The organism is Streptomyces sp. NP-1717, assembly GCF_022695985.1.
Lineage (GTDB): Bacteria > Actinomycetota > Actinomycetes > Streptomycetales > Streptomycetaceae > Streptomyces.
On record NZ_JAAPBF010000006.1, the window covers coordinates 48635 to 69713 of the forward strand.

Genomic DNA, 21079 nt, shown 5'->3' on the forward strand with positions numbered 1-21079 from the left:
GCCGCCCGCCCGATGGTCGGCGGGTGGCCGGCGAGCAGGTGGCGAAAAGGTGTTACCCGCGGGTACCCAAAGTCCCGGAGGCGGCATACTCTCGCCCTCATGACGGACTCACAGGCCCCCACGACCAATCCCGTGGCTCCGGTGCCCGCGGGCGTGCGCACCGCCGCCGACGTGGTCACTCCCGAAGTGCTCGCCCAGCTCGTCAGGGGTGTCGTGGGTTCCGGGCTCACCGCGAACCACACCCCGTCCACCGGCGAGAAGCTGGCCGACCTGCCCGAGTCCACCCCCGAGGACGTCGCCAAGGCGTTCGCGCGCGCCCGCGCCGCCCAGCCCGTGTGGGCGGCGACCTCCGTACGACGGCGGGCCGCCGTCCTGCTCCGCTTCCACGACCTGCTGCTGGAGCGCCAGGCCGAGGTGCTCGACCTCGTCCAGCTGGAGACCGGCAAGGCGAGGCTGCACGCGCACGAGGAGGTCCAGGCCGTCGCCGTCGCCGCGCGCCACTACGGGCTCAAGGCCGCCTCGTATCTGAGGCCGCGGCGGCACACCGGCGCCGTACCCCTGCTGACCAAGGTCACCGAGCAGCGCCAGCCGCGCGGCGTGGTCGGCCAGATCGCCCCCTGGAACTACCCGCTGGAGCTCTCCGTCGGCGACGCCCTGCCCGCCTTCGTCGCGGGCAACGCCGTGGTGATGAAGCCCGACACCGAGACCGCGCTCACCGCGCTGTGGGCGCGTGATCTGCTGATCGAGGCCGGACTGCCCGCCGGGGTGTTCCAGGTGGTGCTCGGTGAAGGGCCCGTCATCGGGCCCGAGGTCGTCGAGCGCGGCGACTACGTCTCCTTCACCGGCTCCACGCGCACCGGCCGCGAGGTCGCCCAGCGCGCGGCGAGCCGGCTGGTCGGCGCCTCGCTCGAACTCGGCGGCAAGAACGCCATGCTGGTCCTGCACGACGCCGACATCGAGAAGGCGGCGGCCGGCGCGGTGCGCGCCTGCTTCTCCACCGCCGGTCAGCTCTGCATCTCCATCGAGCGGCTGTACGTCCACGAGTCGGTCGCCGACGCGTTCGTGGAGCGGTTCGTCGCCCGTACGAAGGCGATGCGGCTGGGCAGCGCGCTCGCCTACGGCGCTGACATGGGCTCCCTCGTCAGCGAACGCCAGCTGCGGACCGTGACCAGCCATGTCGAGGAGGCCGTCGCCAAGGGCGCCACGGTCCTCGCGGGCGGCGTGGCGCGGCCCGACATCGGACCGTACTTCTACGAGCCCACCATCCTGGAGGGTGTCGAGGCGCCCATGTCGGTCTGCACGGAGGAGACCTTCGGGCCGCTCGTCTCCGTCTACCGGTTCGGCGACGAGGACGAGGCCGTCGAGCTGGCCAACTCCACGCCGTACGGCCTCAATTCGAGCGTCTGGACGCGCGACGGCAGACGCGGGCACGCGGTCGCCGCCCGGCTGCGCACCGGCACGGTCAACATCAACGAGGGATACGCCCCGGCGTACGGCAGCGTCCGGGCCCCGATGGGCGGCATGAAGGAATCCGGCCTCGGCCGCAGGCACGGCTCCGAGGGCATTCTCAAATACACCGAGGTACAGACCGTCGCGCAGCAGCGCGTGCTGCCGATGGCTCCGTCGATGGGCATGGACGACGAGAAGTACGCGGCGTTCATGACCAGGAGCCTGCGCGCGCTCAAGGCCTTCCGGCTGCGCTGATCCGACGAAGGAGAGCCGATGTCACGGGACACCCATGCCGACGAGCGGGGCGAACACGGCCACCAAGACGGCCACGACTACGACGTCATCGTCGTCGGGTCCGGCTTCGGCGGCGCGGTCTCCGCGCTGCGGCTGACCGAGAAGGGGTACCGCGTCGGTGTCCTCGAAGCCGGCCGCCGCTTCACACCGGGCACCCTCCCCAGGAACTCCTGGGACATCAAGAACTATCTGTGGGCCCCGGCCCTCGGTCTCTTCGGCATCCAGCGGGTCCATCTGCTCGGCAACGTCATGGTCCTCGCGGGCGCCGGTGTCGGCGGCGGCTCGCTCAACTACGCGAACACGCTGTACGTGCCCCCGAAGCCGTTCTTCGAGGACAAGCAGTGGGCCGGCATCACCGACTGGCAGGCCGAACTCGCCCCGTACTACGACCAGGCGCGGCGCATGCTCGGTGTCCGGCTCAATCCGACCATGACGCCCTCGGACGTCCATCTCAAGGCGACCGCACAGGCGATGGGCGTGGGTGACACCTTCCATCTGGCGCCGGTCGGCGTCTTCTTCGGCGACGGCCAGGACGCCGACGGTACGGCGGTGGCCGAGCCGGGCGCGTCCGTCGGCGACCCGTACTTCGGCGGCGCGGGCCCCTCCCGCAAGGCCTGCGCCCAGTGCGGCGAGTGCATGACCGGCTGCCGCCACGGCGCCAAGAACACCCTCAACGAGAACTATCTGTACCTCGCCGAACAGGCCGGCGCGGCGATCCGCCCCATGACGACCGTCGTCGACATCACCGAGGACCCGGCCGGCGGCCATCGCGTCTCGACCGTCCCCACCCACCGCCGCAAGTCGGCGCCACGGGTACTGACGGCCCGTCATGTCGTCGTCGCGGCGGGGACGTACGGGACGCAGACGCTGCTGCACACGATGAAGGACCGGGGCCGGCTGCCCCGGCTTTCCGACCGGCTCGGCGAGCTGACCCGTACCAACTCCGAGGCCCTGGTGGGCGCCCAGACCACCGGCCGGCGCTACCGGAAGAAGCACGGTCACGGCGCGGGAGCTCCGGGCGGACCGGACTTCACCCGCGGCGTCGCGATCACCTCCTCCTTCCACCCGGACGCCGACACCCATGTGGAGCCGGTGCGTTACGGCAAGGGCTCGAACGCGATGGGCTCGCTCTCGATCCTCCAGGTCCCCTACAGCGAGAACGGGCGCCGGATCGCGGGGTGGCTCGGCGGCATGGTCAGACACCCCGTCATGGCGGCCCGTTCACTGTCCAACCGGCGCTGGTCTGAGCGGACCATCATCGGTCTGGTCATGCAGTCGGTCGACAACTCCCTGACGACGTACCGCAAGCGGGCCGGGGTCGGGAAGGGTCTGCTGACGGCGCGCCAGGGGCACGGCGCGCCCAACCCCAAGCAGATAGCGGAGGGCACGCGGACGGCGACCCTGCTCGCCGAGGAGATCAACGGCTTCGCGGGCTCGAACGTCGGCGAGCTGATGGGTACGCCGCTGACCGCGCACTTCCTCGGTGGCTGCCCCATCGGCGCCGACGCGGAGCACGGTGTCATCGACCCGTATCACCGGCTCCACGGCCACCCGGGCATCTCGGTCGTCGACGGCTCGGCGGTCTCGGCCAACCTCGGGGTCAATCCGTCGCTCACCATCACCGCGCAGGCCGAGCGCGCGATGTCCTTCTGGCCCAACAAGGGGGAGGAGGACCCGCGTCCGGAGCAGTCGGCCGGGACTGCGTACGTACGGCTGGAGCCGGTCGCGCCGAAGTCCCCGGCGGTCCCGGCGTCCGCCTTCGGGGCGCTGAAGCTGCCGTTCCTCGGAATGCCGGCGGTCCCGCCGAAGAAGAAGCGGTAGCGGCGGCTCGCCCGGCAGCGGGGAGGCGCTGCACCCCCCTCCGAGTGCAGCGCCTCCACGCGGTCCCGCCCAGGATCTGGAACAGGCGAGTCCGTTGTGTCGCAAGGAGGACCCGTGACCTGGGGAGATGGTTGCCCTTTTCTTCACGAATTCCTTATGTGGCGCGCGTCACATGGGCGGGGCGCGGCAAAGTGTCCGGGCGCGACAAGGGCCCCGCGGGCCCGGTCCGAGGTGAGTCGGACGGGCGCCTGCGGGGCCCTTGTCGCCGGCACCGCGGCGTCAGGGCGGCGCGCGGTGTCGGATCGCGGCGCCGGGGGGGGGTGAGCGCCGCGAGTACGGGACGGTGGACGGGTGAGCGGGAGGAGCGGGAGGAGCGGTCGGGCGAGCGGGTGGACACGGGGGGATCCGTATCCGTATGCGGTCGGCGCCGGGCGTCCCCGGTGCCGACCGCTCTTGGGGTGACCGGGCATGCTGTCCCCTGCCGACCGGCCACTCGCGCTGGGGCGAGGTCCCACGACGTACCAGCGGTACGCCACACGCCCCAGCGAAGCCACGCGTGGTTTGTTCGGGCCCGCCCCTGGCTGACACGGACATCGGGACCAACGAAGGCCCGGCGGGTCCGGTCACGCGCCGTACGGGTGAGGATGCGCCCGAACCCATGTCCGTACGGCCCGGCCCGCTCAGATCCGGCCGCGCGAGAGCTCCAGCAGTGTCATCGCGAGCGCGGTGCCCGGGGTGCCGAGCGCGTCCCTGAAGCGGCCCAGGATCTCGTTCTCACGGGACAGGTTGACCCGGCGCCCGCCGGAGGCGATGCGGGCGTCCTGGATGACGGCCGAGACGGCCATCCGTTCCTGCACGAGACCGATGATCCGGTCGTCGAGCGCGTCGATCCGCTCACGCGCGCCGTCGATCAGGGTGGCGGCCTCGTCGGTGCGGGCGCCGGTGCGGTCGGTGACGGTCATGAAGGGCTCCTCTGTACGAAGGGGAGACCCCGGGCGGCGGACTTTTGGCCCGGACAACACAGAACGCCCCGAGCCTTGTCGGCCCGGGGCGCCTGGGAAGTCGCTTGTCAGCTCAAGCGGCACGACCATGGCAGCCGGACGGGCCGGTGCCATAGGTAAAGAAGGTCGAGTGCTCGCGCATGGCAGCCAGTATGCCCGAGGGGTCCGGCTGCCCCGCCCGGGGTTCGGATGCTGAGACGAAAAGCTGTCTCCGGGCGCCGTTAGAATCGGTGTACAGAACCCCTTCACCGCCGGAAGGCCGCGCCCGTGCCAGCAGTACCCCCCGCCGCCCCCGACGCCGTACTCGTCGTCGACTTCGGCGCGCAGTACGCCCAGCTCATCGCCCGCCGCGTCCGTGAGGCCCGGGTCTACAGCGAGATCGTCCCCTCGACGATGCCGGTGGCCGAGATGCTGGCCAAGAACCCCAAGGCGATCATCCTCTCCGGCGGCCCGTCCTCCGTGTACGCGCAGGGCGCCCCGACCGTCGACCGCGCGCTCTTCGAGGCCGGGGTCCCGGTCTTCGGCATGTGCTACGGCTTCCAGCTCATGGCCACGACGCTCGGCGGAACGGTCGACAACACGGGCTCGCGCGAGTACGGCCGCACCGTGCTGCACGTCTCCAAGACGGGCTCCACCCTCTTCGAGGGCACCCCGGCCGAACAGCAGGTCTGGATGTCGCACGGCGACGCCTGCTCGGCAGCGCCCGAGGGCTTCACCGTCACCGGCTCGACCGACGTGGTGCCGGTCGCCGCGTTCGAGAACGACGAGAAGAAGCTCTACGGCGTCCAGCACCACCCCGAGGTCCTGCACTCCACGCACGGCCAGCAGGTCCTCGAACACTTCCTCTACCGAGGCGCCGGCATCGAGCCGACGTGGACCACCGGCAACGTCATCGAGGAGCAGGTCGCCGCGATCCGCGAGCAGGTCGGCGGCAGCAGGGCGATCTGCGGTCTCTCCGGCGGTGTGGACTCGGCCGTCGCCGCCGCCCTCGTACAGAAGGCGATCGGCTCGCAGCTCACCTGCGTCTACGTCGACCACGGTCTGATGCGCAAGGGCGAGACCGAGCAGGTCGAGAAGGACTTCGTCGCCGCGACCGGCGTCCAGCTGAAGGTCGTCGACGCGCAGGAGCGCTTCCTGGCCGCGCTGGCCGGGGTCAGTGACCCGGAGCAGAAGCGCAAGATCATCGGCCGTGAGTTCATCCGGGTCTTCGAGCAGGCCCAGGCGGAGATCATCGCCGAGGCCGAGCCCGGCGAGCCCGTCGAGTTCCTGGTCCAGGGCACGCTCTACCCGGACGTGGTCGAGTCCGGCGGCGGCAGCGGCACCGCCAACATCAAGTCCCACCACAACGTGGGCGGGCTCCCCGAGGACCTGGAGTTCTCCCTCGTCGAGCCGCTGCGCCAGCTGTTCAAGGACGAGGTCCGGATGGTCGGCCAGGAGCTCGGCCTGCCGGAGGAGATCGTCCAGCGCCAGCCCTTCCCGGGGCCGGGCCTCGGCATCCGCATCGTCGGCGACATCACGCGCGAGCGGCTCGACCTGCTGCGCGAGGCGGACGCGATCGCCCGCGAGGAACTGACGGCGGCCGGCCTCGACCGCGACATCTGGCAGTGCCCGGTGGTCCTGCTCGCGGACGTCCGCTCGGTGGGAGTCCAGGGCGACGGCCGCACCTACGGCCACCCGATCGTGCTGCGCCCGGTGTCGTCGGAGGACGCGATGACGGCGGACTGGACGCGGATGCCGTACGACGTACTGGCGAAGATCTCCACCCGCATCACGAACGAGGTCTCGGACGTGAACCGCGTGGTCCTGGACGTGACGAGCAAGCCGCCGGGCACGATCGAGTGGGAGTGACCGTCTCTCCCAGGTCAACGCCGATGCCGTCGCTCATTTGTTTGGGTGGCGGCATTGGCATATGCCCTGGGTAGGCTGCTGGTAGAGGTCAGACTCCGTCGCATGGGAGTAATCATGAGCGCCGCGCCTGAACACGGTCTCGAACCGCGCTACCAGTGGCCGATTCCGCCCGCCGGGGGTTGGACGGCGGACGATCTCGACCGGATTCCGGGCCTCCCGCCGCACAGTGAGCTGATCGACGGGAGCCTTGTCCTGATGAGTCCGCAGACTGCATTCCACGCCCGCACCATGCGGTTGCTGGAGAACGCGCTGCTGGATCTGGCGCCGCCAGAGCTTGATGTCATGCGGGAGATGACGATCAGACTCGACGCCAAGAATCGCCCGGAGCCGGACATCCTGGTCTTCAGGGAAGAAGCGAATACCGGCCCGGACCAGACTTGGTACGAACCCGAGGACGTTGTTCTCGCCATCGAGGTCGTTTCCCCGGATTCGGTCGAGCGGGACCGTGACGTCAAACCGGCGAAGTACGCGGCGGCGGGCGTGCTCCACTTCTGGCGCGTCGAGGAGGAGCGCGGTCTTCCGATCATTTACAGCTACGAGCTGGACCCCGCCACGAAGGCATATAGCACGCCTACTGTCCATCGCGAGCGTCTGGAACTGAAGGTCCCATTCCCCATCGAGATTGATCTGACCTCGATCGATCGCCGCCGCAGCTCCGCACGTTCAATCGGCTCCGACAACTCCGCCGAATAATTCGCTCGCACCCCGCCGACCCCCTGTGCGAGTCTCTGCCACCATGTCCGACGACGCGCTGAACTCCATCCTCGCCGCCCCCAACAACCCCCTCCTGACCTGGAACGCCCCTCTCTCCGAAGAGCACGCCCGCTCGCTGATCGACGCCTGTGCCGTGCCCGAGGGTGGGCGGGTGGTCGATCTCGGGTGTGGCTGGGGCGAGTTGCTGCTGAGGCTGGTCCAAGGGGCTCCCGGCAGCACCGGGGACGGTGTGGAGAAGGACCCCGCCGCCGTGGCGCGCGGACAGCGGCTCGCGCGGGAGCGGGGGCTGGACGGCCGGGTCACGTTCCATGAGAGCTCCGCCGACGTGTGGCCGGGGACCGGTTACGACCTCGCCGTCTGCATCGGGGCCGTCCACGCCTGGCCCGGCTCGACCCGGGAGGCCCTGCGCGCCCTGCGCGCGACCGTCGAACCCGGTGGGCGGGTGCTCTTCGCCGATGGATTCTGGACGGAGAAGCCGACCCCCGCCGCGCTCAAGGGACTCGGCGCCGAGGAGGACGAACTCGTCGGCTCGCTGGACGATCTGGTCCGGGCCGCCGCCGACGCGGGCTTCGCCCCGCTCCGTACGACCGTCGCCGACCAGCGCGAATGGGACGTCTTCGAGTCCAGTGGCCGGGCCGGCTGGGGCGAGCGCTGGGCCCTGGAGAACCCGCACCATCCGCTGCACGCGGACGCCCGCGCCACCGCCGCCCGGCACCGGGAGGGCTATCTCGGCGGCTACCGGGGGTACCTCGGCTTCGCGTATCTCGTCCTCGGCGTCTGACACCCTCCCGGATACGGCACAATTCCCAGTCACAGCAAGGAAGTTCACCCAAGAGGATCCACGGGTGCGGGGCGGGGAAGGCGGCATTCGGCGTGGCGGTGCAAGTGGTGGGACAAGGCATCCACGGCGGGGGCTGTACCTGCGGGAACTGCCCGGTCGGGGCTCCCGAGGGGCATCGGCTGGCGGTCGCGGCGTTCCTCGCCAAACGGGAGGAGTTCGCGGCCGGTCACGGCCTGCCCGCCGCGCTCGCCCACTCCCCGGGCGCGTCCCGGCAGTGGGTGTCCGACGAACTCACCCAGTCCGCGCGCGCCGTCGCCGACCGCAGCCGGGAGGCCGGCGAGGCCTGGCTGCTGGCCGTCTGGCGGCACACGCTGATCGTGGTGTGGGGCGGCGTCGCGGTGTTCGCCCTCGCGCTGGCCGGGACCGCGATCGGCGCGGGCTGGACCGTCGCGCGGACGGCGGGGCTCCTCGCCGCGCTCGCCGTGGCCGGGCTGCTGACCGGCGCGGCCAGGCTGCACCGTACGCGCGGCGGCCTCCTCGCCCCGGTCATCGGCGAGGACAACCGGCTCTCCACCTCCCGTACCGTCGCCTCCGCCTGGGTGCTGCTGCTCGTCTTCGCCGTGCTGGTGCTCGCGCTCCAGCTCGCCGGCGCGTCCGACCACGGGGCCCGCGACGAACTGATCGCCGGGCTCGAACTCGCCCGTGGCGCGGGCATGCTGACCGTGCTGGCCGTGGTGTGCGCGATCGCCGTCGTCGTACGCCGTGTGGTGGGCGTACGCGTCGCGGACCGGCGCCTGCAGAAGGTACGGGCCGAGCGCCCGCGCCTCGCCGACCTGCTCTGCGACGACGCCGGGCGCGGCAGCTTCGCCGACGTCCAGTACACGCTGGTGACGGCCGTCGCCGTGCTCTTCTCGGCGGTACGCCTGGCCCGCCGCCCCGAGCAGCTGCCCGACCTGCCGTGGGCGCTCGCCCTGCTGGTGACGGTCTCGGCCGCGACGTACTTCGCGGCGAAGTGGGCGGAGGGCGGTCGCCCGGTCGTGCTGTCGGTCGTACGGGCGAGGGAGGCCGGGGACCTGGACGCGCCGATCCGCACCGGTGACGACATCGAGATCCGGGGGACGGGTTTCGTGCCGCCCGGGGCGGGCACGCCGGACCGGCTCGGCGCGATGGTCGTACGGATCGGGCCCGTCCATGTCCACGTACCGCTGATCCCCGTCCCCGGCGGCTTCCGGAACCCGTCGGACACGGTGCTCACCGTGCCCGTGCCGGTGGACGTCGAGCCCGGGCGCCTCGATGTGCAGGTCGTGACGGCGGCGGGCGTCGAGACGAACCGGATGGCCATCGACGTCCTGGACTGACCCGCCGGTGCCCGGACGTATCCGCTGAGCGCGAGCCGCGTCCCATCCGTATGCATGTACGAGGCACGCGGGCACAATCAAGCCCTGCGAGCGACGTGGGCAGCGGAAAGGCAGGCGCGCGATGGCGCACGGATACCGGACAGACACCTACGGGACGATCGGCGGTGAGGGGCAGGGCCGGAAGGACACGGCGACCAGGTACGCCCTGGTGCCGCTGCGGATCTTCCTCGGTGTGACCTTCATATACGCCGGACTCGACAAGCTCACCGACAGTGCCTTCATGTCGGCGACCGGGCCCGGCTCCGTCGGCGAGCTGATGCGGAGCGTGCGGGACAGCTCGGCCGTTCCCGCGCTCGTCGACCTCTCCCTCAAGAACCCCGAGGGCTTCGGCTACGCCATCGGCCTCGGTGAAGTGGCCGTCGGCCTCGGCACCCTCGTCGGGCTGCTGGCCCGGGTCGCGGCCCTCGGCGGCGCGCTGATCTCGCTGAGCCTGTGGCTGACGGTGAGCTGGCAGACGGAGCCCTACTACTACGGCAACGACCTCGCCTACCTCATGGCCTGGCTGCCGCTCGTACTCGCCGGCGCCTCGGTGTTCTCCCTGGACGCGGCCCTGGCCGACAGGCGGCGCCGAATGCGGTAGTCCACCAACGACACCGCGGAGGCCAGACACAGGCCGCCGCAGATGATCGGGACGATCACGTACCAGGGGGCGTCCCACCAGCCCCCGGCGTCACCGGCGAACACGGTGGCCGCGCCCATCACGGCCAGGCCGGCCACCAGCTTGCCCGGTTTGAACTCATGCAGCGGCACGGGTCACCTCCACCTGTCCGACACCGACCTCCAGCCGAAGGTCCAGTGTGCCCGCGGGCTCCACGCCCTTGGGCGGGGCCACCGTACGCGTCCGCTCCTGTGCCGGTGAGAGGTCGATGTCGTTCGGCGGCTCTCCGGGGAGCCGGATGTCGCCGAGCCCCGCCTGCGCGTGCACCTTCAGCGTCACGTCCCGCGGCACGACGACCTTCAGCTTCCCGGCGCCGACCTCCGCCTTCGTACGGAGGGTGTCGCCCGCCGGGACGCCGACAGAGGTGAGGTCCAGCTTCCCGACCCCGGTGCCCAGTTCGTACACCGGTGCCACCGACGCGACCTCCGCCGGGGACCAGGTCTTGCGCACCCACTGCGTGCCGATGTCCTTGGGGATGGCCGCCGAGGCCGCGAGCAGCCCGGCGGTGAGGAGGGTCAGGAAGATCGTGCCGAAGCCCGTACGTCCCAGGAAGGCGCTCACCGCGAGCCCGAGTCCGAACACGCCCAGCGCCGAGGCCAGGCCGATCTGGAGGCTCGTACCGAGCGGCTGGGAGTCCCACGACAGCCTCAGCGCGAGGCCGCCCGCGAGCAGCGCCAGCAGGAAGATCCGCCCGCCGATCCCGCGCGGACCGTGCCGCCCGCACGAGTGCCCGGACGACTTCCGCTTCCCCGCCCTCCGGCGCTTGGAGCCCCGGCCCGCCTCGTCGTCCTCGTCGTCAGGACCCCACAGATACCCGGACGGCGCCGGCCCCGTCGTACCGTCCTTGACGATCGGGTCGCGCCACCACGACGGACTGCCCGGCGTCGGCGGCGCCTTCGTCTCCGGCGGAGCCTCGGCGGCGGCCGCCGCCCTGCCCGGGTCGAGCGGGCCGCCCTCCTGCGTGGTGGTGTACCGGCGCTGCGACCAGACCGCCGCGCCGATCACGGCGATCGACAGCAGCGTCGCGAAACCCAGCGTCTCGCCGTTGTTGAGCATCGACAGGAACAGGCCGCAGCCCACGAGCGCGAGCAGCACGGCGATCAGGGAGGCGCCGTCGACGCGGCCCGAAAGCAGCCGGCGCAGTTCGTTCTCGTCCTCGCCGTCGAGCGGGACGAGCAGCCAGGCGAAGCCGTAGAAGATCAGCCCGATGCCACCGGTCAGCGTGAGCACGACGACGACGATGCGGAAGATGACCGGGTCCAGGTCGCAGTACCGGCCCAGACCGCCGCAGACGCCCGCGACGACCTTCTGCCGCGGCGCGCGCACCAGCTGAGGAGGCCGCGACGGCGGCGGCTGCGTCGAGGTGTGCGGGGCGGACTGAGTCATGGGTCCATGGTGACCGCACGCCCGCCCCGTCTCCACCCGTGCCGACCCTGGCCCGTCCCTGATATTCCGCCGGGGGCGGCCGGGGGGTGTCAGGGTCGTTCTCGGGGCCGCTCTCAGGGCGCAGCCCTGATGCCACGGCCCGCACCTCCGTGTGACCATCAGTGGCATGCCGGTCGCCACGCCAACCCCGCCCCCGCCGTCCTCCTCGTCCTCGGGCGCGGGAGCGCCGAGCGCGCCCCGGAGCCGGAGCCGGGCGTCGGGGACGGCACCGGGGGCCGACGAGCAGCCCCTGCGCAAGCTCTACCGCAGCGCGGACGGCAGACTGCTGGGCGGCGTCGCACGCGGCCTCGCGGGCCACATGGGGCTCCCGGTCGGCTGGGTACGGCTCGTCTTCCTCGCCCTGTTCCTGGCGCAGGGGCTCGGCGCGCTGCTGTACGCCATCTTCTGGATCGTCGTGCCGCTCGGCGTCGGCGGCACCCCGACCGAGACGCGCCCGCTCTTCGAGACGACGGACGACGGGCGGCGCCGGCTCCGTAAACCCGACCGGGGACAGACCTTCGCGATCATCGCGCTGTTCGTCGTCGGGACCGTCTTCGTCGGCAGCGCCGACCTCGGGCGCGGCGGCGCGGGCAACTACATCTGGCCGACGCTGCTCATCGGCGCCGGCGTCGTCCTGGTCTGGCGCCAGGCCGACAACGCGCGCCGTGCCCAGTGGGCCTCGCTCTCGACCGACAGCAGGCGCCGCAGGGTCTTCCAGATCGCCCGCGGACTCGCGGGCGTCGCCCTCGTCGGCATGGGCCTGACCGTCTTCATGGTCGTACGCGGCTCGGCGGCCCAGCTCGGCAACGTCCTCACGGCGGCCATCGCCGTCGTGGCCGGCGTCGCGCTGCTCGCCGGCCCCTGGCTCGTACGGATGACCCAGGACCTCTCCGACGAGCGCCTGATGCGCATCCGCGCCCAGGAACGCGCCGAGGTCGCCGCGCACGTCCACGACTCCGTCCTGCACACGCTCACGCTGATACAGCGCAATGCGGACGACGGCGGCGAGGTGCGGCGGCTCGCCCGCGCGCAGGAGCGCGAGCTGCGCGCCTGGCTCTACAAGCCCGGGGGCACGGGCAAGGACGAGGAGAACGAACCCGACACCCTCGCCGAGGCCGTGAAGGCGACCGCCGCCGAGGTGGAGGACTACCACGGCGTACCGATCGAGGTCGTGGTCGTCGGCGACTGCCCGCTCGACGAGAAACTGGCCGCACAGATGCAGGCAGCGCGCGAGGCAATGGTCAACGCCGCCAAGTACGGTGGCGAGGGCGGCGCCGTACAGGTCTACGCGGAGGTCGAGGGCCGGACGGTCTTCGTCTCCGTACGGGACCGCGGGCCCGGGTTCGATCTGGACGCGGTGCCCGAGGACCGGATGGGCGTACGGGAGTCGATCTTCGGCCGGATGGAACGCAACGGCGGTACGGCGAGGGTGCGTTCGGCGCCCGACGGGGGCACGGAAGTGGAGCTTGAGATGGAGAGGGCGGCGGACGCATGACCGGCACCAGCGGGACGACCGGCACGAGCGGCGACGGGGGAGAGGCGGAAGCCCGGCGCGTGCGCGTCGTGCTGGTCGACGACCACCGGATGTTCCGCACCGGTGTCCAGGCCGAGATCGGGCAGACCTCGACCACGGGTGTGGAGGTCGTCGGCGAGGCCGCCGACGTCGACCAGGCGGTCACGGTCATCACGGCGACCCGCCCCGAGGTCGTCCTGCTCGACGTCCATCTCCCCGGCGGCGGCGGCGTGGAGGTCCTGCGCCGCTGCGCGCCGCTGATGGCGGCGGCCGAGGACCCGGTACGTTTCCTGGCGCTGTCGGTGTCCGACGCGGCGGAGGACGTGATCGGCGTGATCCGCGGCGGTGCGCGCGGCTATGTCACCAAGACGATCACCGGCACCGACCTGGTGGACTCGGTCTTCCGCGTCCAGGACGGCGACGCCGTCTTCTCACCGAGGCTGGCGGGCTTCGTGCTCGACGCGTTCGCGTCGACGGACGCGCCGCCGGTGGACGAGGACATGGACCGCCTCACGCAGCGCGAGCGCGAGGTGCTGCGGCTGATCGCGCGCGGTTACGCGTACAAGGAGATCGCGAAGCAGCTCTTCATCTCGGTGAAGACGGTCGAGTCGCACGTCTCGGCGGTGCTGCGCAAGCTCCAGCTCTCCAACCGGCACGAACTGACCCGGTGGGCGACGGCGCGCAGGCTGGTGTGAGCCGGCGGGCGGGCGGGCCGGTCAGTGCGGGCAGAGCCACTCGGTGACGTACTCCCGCCCGTCGTGGTGCAGCAGGCCCCGGACGCATTCACCGGGCTCCGTGTCGAGCCTGCCGCTCAGCGCGGCTGAGCCGTCCTTCGTAACGAGGGTGCCGTACCAGCCGGGGAACGCGGTGATCCGCGCGTCCTTGCGCTGGTAGCCCAGCCGGACGGTGGGCGCGTGGCCGTTGTCGGCACCCGTGCCGTGTCGTACGTAGCGCGTCGTGAACTCCCCCTCGCCGCCCACCGGGCCCTCGACGCAGAGCCGGCCGCCGGAGAGGTCGCCGCAGCCGTCCGGGGTGGAACCCACTGGTGCCAGGACGAGCACCGCGCCGAGGGTGAGCGCCGCCGCGCGGGCCCGTCCGTGTCTCATGGCGTCATCGTCGTGCGGCGGGGGCGGGACGGCATCCCGGCTTGGGCCGGGTGGGCGCCTCCGGCGCCTTAGGCCGTGTTTCGAAAGTAGCGCCGTCCGCCCGCAGGGCGGGGCTCGCGGCGAGCGTGCGTGCCGGCGCCGCGAGCCGGGCGGGACTTTCCAAACAGGGCCTAGGCGGGGCGGGTGGCGCCCGCGAAGGGCATCTGGTCGATCGGGGCCAGCCGCACCCCGGCGCCCGGCCGAGGGGCGTGGATCATCTGCCCGCCGCCGACGTAGAGCCCGACGTGCGAGATCCCGGAGTAGAAGAACACCAGGTCTCCCGGGGCGAGCTGGGAGCGGGAGACGCGTTGGCCCGCGTTGATCTGCGTGTACGTGGTGCGCGGGAGGGAGACCCCGGCCGCGCGCCAGGCGGCCTGGGTGAGCCCGGAGCAGTCGAACCCGTCGGGCCCGGTCGCGCCCCACACGTAGGGCTTGCCGATCGCCCCGCGCGCGTAGGAGATCGCGGCGGCGGCGCGGGCGCCGGGCGCCGTCGCACCCTGGCTCCGCGAGCGGTCGGCGCGCGGGCCGGCCGTATCGGCGGCCCCGTCGTACCGCGCGCGCTCGGCGGCGGAGAGCCGGCCGAGGAGCCGCCGGGCGTCGTCGAGCTTCCCGCGGACGGTCGACTTGTGCGTGGCCAGCTCGGCCTGACGGCTCTTCAGGCCGGCGAGTTCGCCGTCGGCCTTCGTACGGAGGCGGTCGATGTCCCCGAGCTGCGTACGCATCCTGCTGACGGCCCGCGCCTGCTGGAAGCCGGCCCGTTCGGCGAGCGCGGCCCCGCGCAGATAGCTGTCGGGGTCGGAGCTGAGGGCGAGCTGCACGGCGGGGTCGAGGCCGCCCGCGCGGTACTGGGCGGCGGCGATCGAACCGAGCGCGTTGCGCGAGGCGTTGAGCCGTTCCGTCCGCCGGGCGGCCTCGTCGCGCAGCTTGTCCAGCGAGGCGCGCGCGTCGTCGGCCTTCTCCTTCGCCCCGTTGTACTTCTCGGTGGCGACCTCGGCCTCGTGGTAGAGCTTGTCGACCTTCGCCTTCACCTGCGCCGGAGTGAGGCGCGGCTCGGCGTGTGCGGAGCCGTCGAGCCCGGTGGCCGTCGCGGCGCCCGCGAGGGCGAGAGTGGCCGCCGTACGGCCGTACTGGCCGCTGAACGGCCGGTGCTTGGAGCGGGGTCGGCGGTGCGCTGCCACGGGGGCGTCCACATCCTTCTTCACGGCTCTGTTCCCGTACGGGTTCCTGACGGGAGGACGCTAGGCGCGGTGGTCACGCCGGTGCGGCGCCATGGCCGCAATTGCCCGGAGCCGGTGGCCCGGTGACGGATTGTGGCCGCCGGGACCCCACCGGATTCGACAGTCCCGGACAGAATCCGACCGATCCGATGACACCGGCACATGCGGCGCGGGAGCGGTGGTACAGAGGCCCGGGGCCGGGCCCGGACTGTCAGTGGACGCGCGTAGGTTCTTCCCATGACCACTCTCGGGGAAATGCTGAAGGGACCGTCCTCCAGGTCACTTTGGGATCGGCTGTGCCCGCTGCTCGAAGCCCTGGACGAGTCGGCGGCGGCCACCGCGGCCACCGGTCTGCGGAGCTGGCCGCCGGAGCGGCGGCCGATGCCGGACCGGTGGTGGGCCGAGTGGCTGGCGGGTGACGTACGGCCCTACCACGCGCTCGCGGGGACGCGCAGGCTCGGCCGGCTGGTCGACGTGGAGTCGGCGCGGGTGCCGGCCGAGCCGCGGGCGGACCGGGACGAGTACGAGGAGGCGAACGACCGGGTGCTCACGCCCTCCGGGTACGCGCTGACCGACGTCGTGGCCTTCCCTTACGGCGCGATGGCGGTGGCGGCCCCCTCCGACCTGCGCCGGCTGGTGCTCGGCGCGGTGGCCGAGTGGCATCACAACGGCGGTGACGTCGTCGGCTGGAGCACGATGGCGAGCGGTCCCCTGACCACGTTCCTCGACGGCGCCGACTACCACGACAATCCGCTGGACATCCAGATCTCCCCGGACGGCGCGACCGTCGCCGCCTCGGTGGAGTGCCGCTGGCACGCCTGGTCGTCGGCCGGGCAGGCGCTCTGGACGCTCGACCCGGAGTCCATCTGGCCGGACGGGCCGGCCGGGGCCGCGTCCGACGACGGGGACGAGGAGGAGCCCGACGACGACCTCGTGGGCATCGACGTCCCCGTGCGGTTCTCCTTCGACGCGGAGGGCCGGAGGGTGGCCGTGGGGCGGCTGCGCGGCGGCCCCGTGGCCGTCCTGGACGCGCGGACCGGACAGGTCCTGGCGGGTTCGCCCGGTCCGGACGGGGCGCGCTGGGAGGGTGAGGGCCCCGTCGCCCTGGACGCGGCCGGGAGGCTGCTGGCGCACGCCCGGGGCAGCGGGCTGGTCGTGCGCGAGGCGGACGGCGGCGCGGTGCTCGCCGAGGCGGACACCGGGCTGGTCACGATCCACGCGCTGGCCGCGGCTCCGGACGGCACCCGATTCCTCGCCGTCGGGGCGGACGGCAAGGACGACCCCGCGGTGTGCGTACTGACGCTGTCAGCGCCCTCGACCCTCACCGCGGGTGAGCTGATACGGCCGGACCGGGCGCCCGACGGCATGGTCGCCACCGACCCGATGTCGGTGATCACCGCGCGGGCGGTGTGGACCGACGGCGGACCGCTCGCCTTCATGTCGTCGGACGTCGGCGACGTCCTGTTCGGCGACGACGGCCGCGTGCTGCGGCTGTCGTCCGGGCCGAGCGTCGCCGCGTTCACCCCGGACGGCCGCGCGCTCGTCACCGTCGGATGCGCCGAACAGGACGAGATGGACCCGATCGACGTCTGGTTCCTCGACGGCCCCGACGGCCCGGCCGCACCGCACCGCGCGCCCTGAGCCGCCGTTCTGGGCGTCCGGCTCAGGCCGGGCGCACGCTGCCGTAGATCGGCATGTAGTAGATGGACTCCTCGCGGACGTTCGCACCCGGCTTCGGCGCGTGGATCATCTTGCCGTCGCCCTTGTAGATGCCGACGTGGCTGATGTCGTCGTAGAAGAACACCAGGTCGCCGGGGAGCAGGTCCGCCGTGGCGACCCGCTTGCCGACCTTCACCTGGTCCCAGGTCGTACGCGGCAGCTGGACACCCGCCTCCTTCCAGGCGGCGCCCGTCAGCCCCGAGCAGTCGTACGAGCTGGGGCCGGTGGCGCCCCACACGTACGGCTTGCCGATCTGGGCGCGGGCGAACGCGAGGACCTTCTCGGCCTTGGCCGCGTACGTACCGTCCGTGACCCCCGAACCGCCGCCCGAGCCCGTGTCCGTGCCGCCTCCGGTGGCGGGCGCCTCCTCCTGCCGCGCCTCCTCCTGCCGCTTGCGCTCCGCGGCCTCCTCCTTGGCCTTCGCCTCGGCCTTGCGGCGCGCCTCCTCCTCCTTCTTCCGCTCCAGCGCGGCGAGCCGCGCCTTCTCCTCGGCCGTCAGGTCCGCCAGCAGGGACCGCGCCGCCGCGAGCTTGTTCTGGACCTTCTGCTTGCCCGCCTTGAGCGACGCCTGCGACTCCGTCAGCGTCTCCAGGCTCTTCGTCGCCTTGACGCGCTGCTTCGCCGCGGACCGCTGCTCCTTCTGGAAGTCCTCGACGGCCTCCTGCTGGCGGTCGGTCAGCCGGCCCATCAGCTGGGTCTGCTCGAAGTACGACTCCGGGCTGTCGGCGAACATCAGGGCGGCCGTGGGACCGACCGCGCCCGCGCGGTACTGCGCCGCCGCGTACGTACCGAGGGCGCGTCGCGCCTCGTTGACCTTGTCGGCGCTCTTGGCGACGTCGTCCAGGACCCGGTCGACCGACCTGCGCTGCGTGTCGGTCGCCTCCTTCGCCTTGTTGTACTCCTGCGTCGCCGTACCGGCCTGCCGGTACAGGTCGTCGACCTTCTTCTGCACCTCTTCTACGGAGGGCTTGGGCTCGGCCGGCGCGGCGGTGGCGCTCTGCGTCGACAGCAGCGTGACCGAGGCGAGCGCGGCCGTCGTGAAGCCGACGGCCGGTGTGTTCGCGCGCACCCCGGTGCGAGTGCGCGATTTGCGATGCGACGCCAAGGCCGGCATCTCCTTCCGTGGACCGCCTACCGGGTTAGCTGTCGGGTTCGGGCGGAACGGAAGGCTGCCCTACGGGCCGGGAACGCGGCCCGATTCACCCCGGTGGAACGTGGTGGGTCCCCGGTTCCGGACTCCCTTCGGGAAGCCCGGATTCGGCGCAGGCAGCCCGCTTGGCGCTGATCGCCGATGGAGTACGGGCGGCCTCGGCGTGCACGGTAGCCAATCCGTGGTGCCGCTGTGAAGGTTGATGGCCGATATGCCCGATACGTTTTCGTGACCTTTGACGCACACGCTCGTTGTCGCCCCGGCGAGGCCATGTGGCGGCGGGCTGTCAGTGCGGCACCCTAGACTCGGGAAGCGATGAGCAGCCTCTTTGACGACAGCTTCCTGGCGGACCTCCAGCCCTCGGCCGAGGAGCCCCCGCCGCCGCCCGAGGACACCGCTCCGGAACAGGTGCCCGACGATCTCTTCGGAGGGAAGTTCGACGTGCCCCCGCCCAGGGATGCGTACCACCGAGACGGTGCCCCGCGCACGGTCGTGGACCCGGCGGCGCTGCTCGAAGGGCTGAACGACGAGCAGCGCGCCGCCGTCGTGCACACCGGATCGCCGCTGCTCATCGTGGCGGGCGCGGGCTCCGGCAAGACCCGGGTGCTGACGCACCGGATCGCGCATCTGCTCGGGACCCGCAGCGTGCATCCGGGCGAGGTACTGGCGATCACGTTCACCAACAAGGCCGCGGGCGAGATGAAGGAGCGCGTCGGACAGCTCGTCGGACCGCGCGCCAACGCCATGTGGGTGATGACGTTCCACAGCGCCTGCGTGCGGATCCTGCGCCGCGAGTCCAAGCGGCTCGGGTTCACGTCGTCGTTCTCGATCTACGACGCGGCCGACTCCAAGCGCCTCATGGCCCTGGTCTGCCGCGATCTGGACCTCGACCCCAAGCGCCACCCCCCGAAGGCGTTCAGCGCCAAGATCTCGAACCTGAAGAACGAGCTGATCGACGAGGAGACCTTCGCCGGCCAGGCGACGGACCCCTTCGAGAAGACGCTGGCCGAGGCGTACCGGATGTACCAGGCGCGGCTGCGCGAGGCCAACGCGCTGGACTTCGACGACATCATCATGACGACGGTCCATCTGCTCCAAGCGTTCGGGGACGTCGCCGAGCACTACCGCCGCCGGTTCCGCCACGTCCTGGTGGACGAGTACCAGGACACCAACCACGCGCAGTACACCCTGGTGCGTGAGCTGGTCGGCCCCTCGGGCGAGGGGGACGACCCGGCCGAGCTGTGCGTCGTCGGTGACGCGGACCAGTCCATCTACGCCTTCCGGGGCGCCACGATCCGCAACATCCTCCAGTTCGAGGAGGACTACCCGGACGCGACGACGATCCTGCTGGAGCAGAACTACCGCTCCACCCAGACGATCCTCAGCGCGGCCAACGCGGTCATCGAGCGCAACGAGAGCCGGCGGCCCAAGAATCTCTGGACGAACGCCGGAGCGGGCGCCCTGATCACCGGGTACGTGGCGGACACCGAGCACGACGAGGCGCAGTTCGTCGCCGACGAGATCGACCGGATGACGGACGCGTCGGAGGCCAGGGCGGGCGACGTCGCCGTCTTCTACCGGACGAACGCGCAGTCGCGTGTCTTCGAGGAGATCTTCATCCGCGTCGGCCTGCCCTACAAGGTCGTCGGCGGTGTGCGCTTCTACGAGCGCAAGGAGGTCCGCGATGTGCTCGCCTACCTGCGCGTCCTCGCCAATCCGGAGGACAGCGTCCCGCTGCGCCGGATCCTGAACGTGCCCAAGCGCGGCATCGGCGACCGGGCCGAGGCGATGATCGACGCGCTCTCGGTGCGGGAGAAGATCTCCTTCGCGCAGGCGCTGCGCCGGGTCGACGAGGCGTACGGCATGGCGGCCCGCTCGTCGAACGCCGTGAAGCGCTTCAACACGCTGATGGAGGAGTTGCGCACGGTCGTCGAGTCCGGCGCCGGTCCGGCGACGGTCCTGGAGGCCGTGCTGGAACGGACCGGCTATCTGGCGGAGTTGCAGGCCTCGACCGACCCGCAGGACGAGACGCGGATCGAGAACTTGCAGGAACTGGCCGCTGTGGCCCTGGAGTTCGAGCAGGAGCGGGCGCAGGCGGCCGGGGCTCAGACGCCGGGGACGGCGGCTGCGGACACCGCAGCGGAGGCGGGCGGTGCCGGCGCCGACGAGGCGCCCGCCGCGGCCCCGTCCGGGACGCTCGCCGAGTTCCTGGAGCGGGTCGCGCTGGTCGCCGACTCCGACCAGATCCCCGACGAGGACGAGGACGGCTCCGGTGTCATCACGCTGATGACGCTGCACACCGCGAAGGGGCTGGAATTCCCGGTCGTCTTCCTGACCGGCATGGAGGACGGCGTCTTCCCGCACATGCGCGCGCTCGGCCAGGCGAAGGAGCTGGAGGAGGAGCGCAGGCTGGCGTACGTCGGCATCACGCGCGCCCGCGAACGGCTCTATCTGACCCGGTCCTCGATGCGCAGCGCGTGGGGCCAGCCCTCGTACAACCCGCCGTCGCGCTTCCTGGAGGAGATCCCGGGCGAGCATCTGGCGTGGAAGCGCACCGGCCCGATGGCCGCCCCCGCCGGGCCGACGTCGGGGATCACGTCCTCGCTGTCCGCGTCCCGCTCACGATCGGGGCCCGCCGGATTCGCCACGCGGCGCGCGACCGAGAAGCCGGTCATCTCGCTGGCGGTGGGGGACAGGGTCACGCACGACCAGTTCGGGCTCGGGACGGTCGTCACGGTGACGGGTTCGGGCGCCGACGCGCAGGCGACCATCGACTTCGGCGACTCGAAGCCGAAGCGGCTGCTGCTGCGGTACGCGCCGGTCGACAAGCTGTAGCGGGCGGCCGGGGCGCGAGAAGCGAGGGCAT

Annotated in this window: 16 protein-coding genes and 1 riboswitch; of the genes, 11 read left to right on the plus strand and 5 right to left on the minus strand. The window is 72.0% G+C overall.

What is annotated here, in order from left to right:
• Window positions 1–99 precede the first annotated feature (99 nt).
• Both GXP76_RS02400 and GXP76_RS02405 read left to right on the plus strand, forming a co-directional pair.
• Window positions 100–1704 (plus strand): succinic semialdehyde dehydrogenase, encoded by a 1605-nt coding sequence (locus GXP76_RS02400; RefSeq protein ID WP_242569703.1) that lies wholly within the window; start codon window positions 100–102, stop codon window positions 1702–1704.
• 18 nt (window positions 1705–1722) lie between these two features.
• Window positions 1723–3564 (plus strand): GMC oxidoreductase, encoded by a 1842-nt coding sequence (locus GXP76_RS02405; RefSeq protein WP_242569704.1) that lies wholly within the window; start codon window positions 1723–1725, stop codon window positions 3562–3564.
• A 680-nt stretch (window positions 3565–4244) separates the two neighbouring features.
• Here the strand turns inward: GXP76_RS02405 and GXP76_RS02410 are convergent.
• Entirely contained in the window at window positions 4245–4526 is a 282-nt protein-coding gene (locus GXP76_RS02410; protein WP_242569705.1) for a chorismate mutase, read from the minus strand.
• A gap of 306 nt (window positions 4527–4832) precedes the next feature.
• Here GXP76_RS02410 and guaA point away from each other — a divergent pair, with 306 nt between their 5' ends.
• The 5 genes from guaA to GXP76_RS02435 all read left to right on the plus strand — a co-directional run bounded on the left by guaA (window position 4833) and on the right by GXP76_RS02435 (window position 9966).
• Window positions 4833–6413: a glutamine-hydrolyzing GMP synthase gene (gene guaA, locus GXP76_RS02415; protein ID WP_242569706.1), complete on the plus strand. Its 1581-nt coding sequence runs from the start codon at window positions 4833–4835 to the stop codon at window positions 6411–6413.
• A 114-nt stretch (window positions 6414–6527) separates the two neighbouring features.
• On the plus strand, window positions 6528–7166 hold the full coding sequence (locus tag GXP76_RS02420; RefSeq protein ID WP_242569707.1) for a Uma2 family endonuclease: 639 nt from the start codon (window positions 6528–6530) through the stop codon (window positions 7164–7166).
• 43 nt (window positions 7167–7209) lie between these two features.
• Window positions 7210–7968 (plus strand): cyclopropane-fatty-acyl-phospholipid synthase family protein, encoded by a 759-nt coding sequence (locus tag GXP76_RS02425; protein WP_242569708.1) that lies wholly within the window; start codon window positions 7210–7212, stop codon window positions 7966–7968.
• 92 nt (window positions 7969–8060) lie between these two features.
• Window positions 8061–9326 carry a hypothetical protein gene (locus tag GXP76_RS02430; RefSeq protein WP_242569709.1) on the plus strand — a complete coding sequence of 422 codons (1266 nt, stop codon included), beginning with the start codon at window positions 8061–8063 and terminating at the stop codon, window positions 9324–9326.
• Between the two features lie 121 nt (window positions 9327–9447).
• Window positions 9448–9966 (plus strand): DoxX family protein, encoded by a 519-nt coding sequence (locus GXP76_RS02435; protein ID WP_242569710.1) that lies wholly within the window; start codon window positions 9448–9450, stop codon window positions 9964–9966.
• Between the two features lie 156 nt (window positions 9967–10122).
• On the opposite strand, the gene GXP76_RS02440 is transcribed toward GXP76_RS02435, so the two are convergent.
• The gene (locus GXP76_RS02440) at window positions 10123–11430 is read right to left on the minus strand and encodes a PspC domain-containing protein (RefSeq protein WP_242569711.1); all 1308 of its coding nucleotides are present in this window, start codon (window positions 11428–11430) and stop codon (window positions 10123–10125) included.
• 166 nt (window positions 11431–11596) lie between these two features.
• Here GXP76_RS02440 and GXP76_RS02445 point away from each other — a divergent pair, with 166 nt between their 5' ends.
• Both GXP76_RS02445 and GXP76_RS02450 read left to right on the plus strand, forming a co-directional pair.
• Complete coding sequence (locus GXP76_RS02445) at window positions 11597–12964, plus strand: ATP-binding protein (RefSeq protein ID WP_242569712.1); 1368 nt, start codon at window positions 11597–11599, stop codon at window positions 12962–12964.
• Window positions 12961–13677, plus strand: a complete 717-nt coding sequence (locus GXP76_RS02450) for a response regulator transcription factor (RefSeq protein ID WP_242569713.1) — start codon at window positions 12961–12963, stop codon at window positions 13675–13677. The genes GXP76_RS02445 and GXP76_RS02450 overlap by 4 nt, the downstream gene beginning before the upstream one ends.
• A gap of 21 nt (window positions 13678–13698) precedes the next feature.
• Here GXP76_RS02450 and GXP76_RS02455 read toward each other — a convergent pair whose 3' ends face one another.
• Together GXP76_RS02455 and GXP76_RS02460 are read right to left on the minus strand one after the other, a co-directional pair.
• On the minus strand, window positions 13699–14088 hold the full coding sequence (locus GXP76_RS02455) for a hypothetical protein (protein WP_242569714.1): 390 nt from the start codon (window positions 14086–14088) through the stop codon (window positions 13699–13701).
• Between the two features lie 170 nt (window positions 14089–14258).
• A complete protein-coding gene (locus GXP76_RS02460; RefSeq protein WP_242569715.1) occupies window positions 14259–15305 on the minus strand; it encodes a C40 family peptidase in 1047 nt (348 codons plus the stop codon).
• Window positions 15306–15581: 276 nt separating this feature from the next.
• On the opposite strand from GXP76_RS02460, the gene GXP76_RS02465 reads away from it, so the two are divergent.
• Window positions 15582–16985 carry a WD40 repeat domain-containing protein gene (locus GXP76_RS02465; protein WP_242569716.1) on the plus strand — a complete coding sequence of 468 codons (1404 nt, stop codon included), beginning with the start codon at window positions 15582–15584 and terminating at the stop codon, window positions 16983–16985.
• Window positions 16986–17007: 22 nt separating this feature from the next.
• Here GXP76_RS02465 and GXP76_RS02470 read toward each other — a convergent pair whose 3' ends face one another.
• Entirely contained in the window at window positions 17008–18177 is a 1170-nt protein-coding gene (locus GXP76_RS02470; RefSeq protein WP_242569717.1) for a C40 family peptidase, read from the minus strand.
• A riboswitch (cyclic di-AMP (ydaO/yuaA leader) is annotated at window positions 18176–18336 on the minus strand. (Overlaps the previous gene by 2 nt.)
• 192 nt (window positions 18337–18528) lie before the next feature.
• Between GXP76_RS02470 and GXP76_RS02475 the strand changes: the two genes are divergently transcribed.
• On the plus strand, window positions 18529–21048 hold the full coding sequence (locus GXP76_RS02475; protein WP_242569718.1) for an ATP-dependent DNA helicase: 2520 nt from the start codon (window positions 18529–18531) through the stop codon (window positions 21046–21048).
• The last annotated feature ends 31 nt before the right edge of the window (window positions 21049–21079 follow it).

Coding starts and splice junctions, on each gene's coding strand:
- GXP76_RS02440 (WP_242569711.1), bottom strand. CDS start 11,430: ATGACTCAGTCCGCCCCGCACACCTCGACGCAGCCGCCGCCGTCGCGG.
- GXP76_RS02420 (WP_242569707.1), top strand. CDS start 6,528: ATGAGCGCCGCGCCTGAACACGGTCTCGAACCGCGCTACCAGTGGCCG.
- GXP76_RS02435 (WP_242569710.1), top strand. CDS start 9,448: ATGGCGCACGGATACCGGACAGACACCTACGGGACGATCGGCGGTGAG.
- GXP76_RS02425 (WP_242569708.1), top strand. CDS start 7,210: ATGTCCGACGACGCGCTGAACTCCATCCTCGCCGCCCCCAACAACCCC.
- GXP76_RS02405 (WP_242569704.1), top strand. CDS start 1,723: ATGTCACGGGACACCCATGCCGACGAGCGGGGCGAACACGGCCACCAA.
- GXP76_RS02475 (WP_242569718.1), top strand. CDS start 18,529: ATGAGCAGCCTCTTTGACGACAGCTTCCTGGCGGACCTCCAGCCCTCG.
- GXP76_RS02465 (WP_242569716.1), top strand. CDS start 15,582: ATGACCACTCTCGGGGAAATGCTGAAGGGACCGTCCTCCAGGTCACTT.
- GXP76_RS02445 (WP_242569712.1), top strand. CDS start 11,597: ATGCCGGTCGCCACGCCAACCCCGCCCCCGCCGTCCTCCTCGTCCTCG.
- GXP76_RS02470 (WP_242569717.1), bottom strand. CDS start 18,177: ATGCCGGCCTTGGCGTCGCATCGCAAATCGCGCACTCGCACCGGGGTG.
- GXP76_RS02455 (WP_242569714.1), bottom strand. CDS start 14,088: ATGAGACACGGACGGGCCCGCGCGGCGGCGCTCACCCTCGGCGCGGTG.
- GXP76_RS02450 (WP_242569713.1), top strand. CDS start 12,961: ATGACCGGCACCAGCGGGACGACCGGCACGAGCGGCGACGGGGGAGAG.
- GXP76_RS02400 (WP_242569703.1), top strand. CDS start 100: ATGACGGACTCACAGGCCCCCACGACCAATCCCGTGGCTCCGGTGCCC.
- GXP76_RS02410 (WP_242569705.1), bottom strand. CDS start 4,526: ATGACCGTCACCGACCGCACCGGCGCCCGCACCGACGAGGCCGCCACC.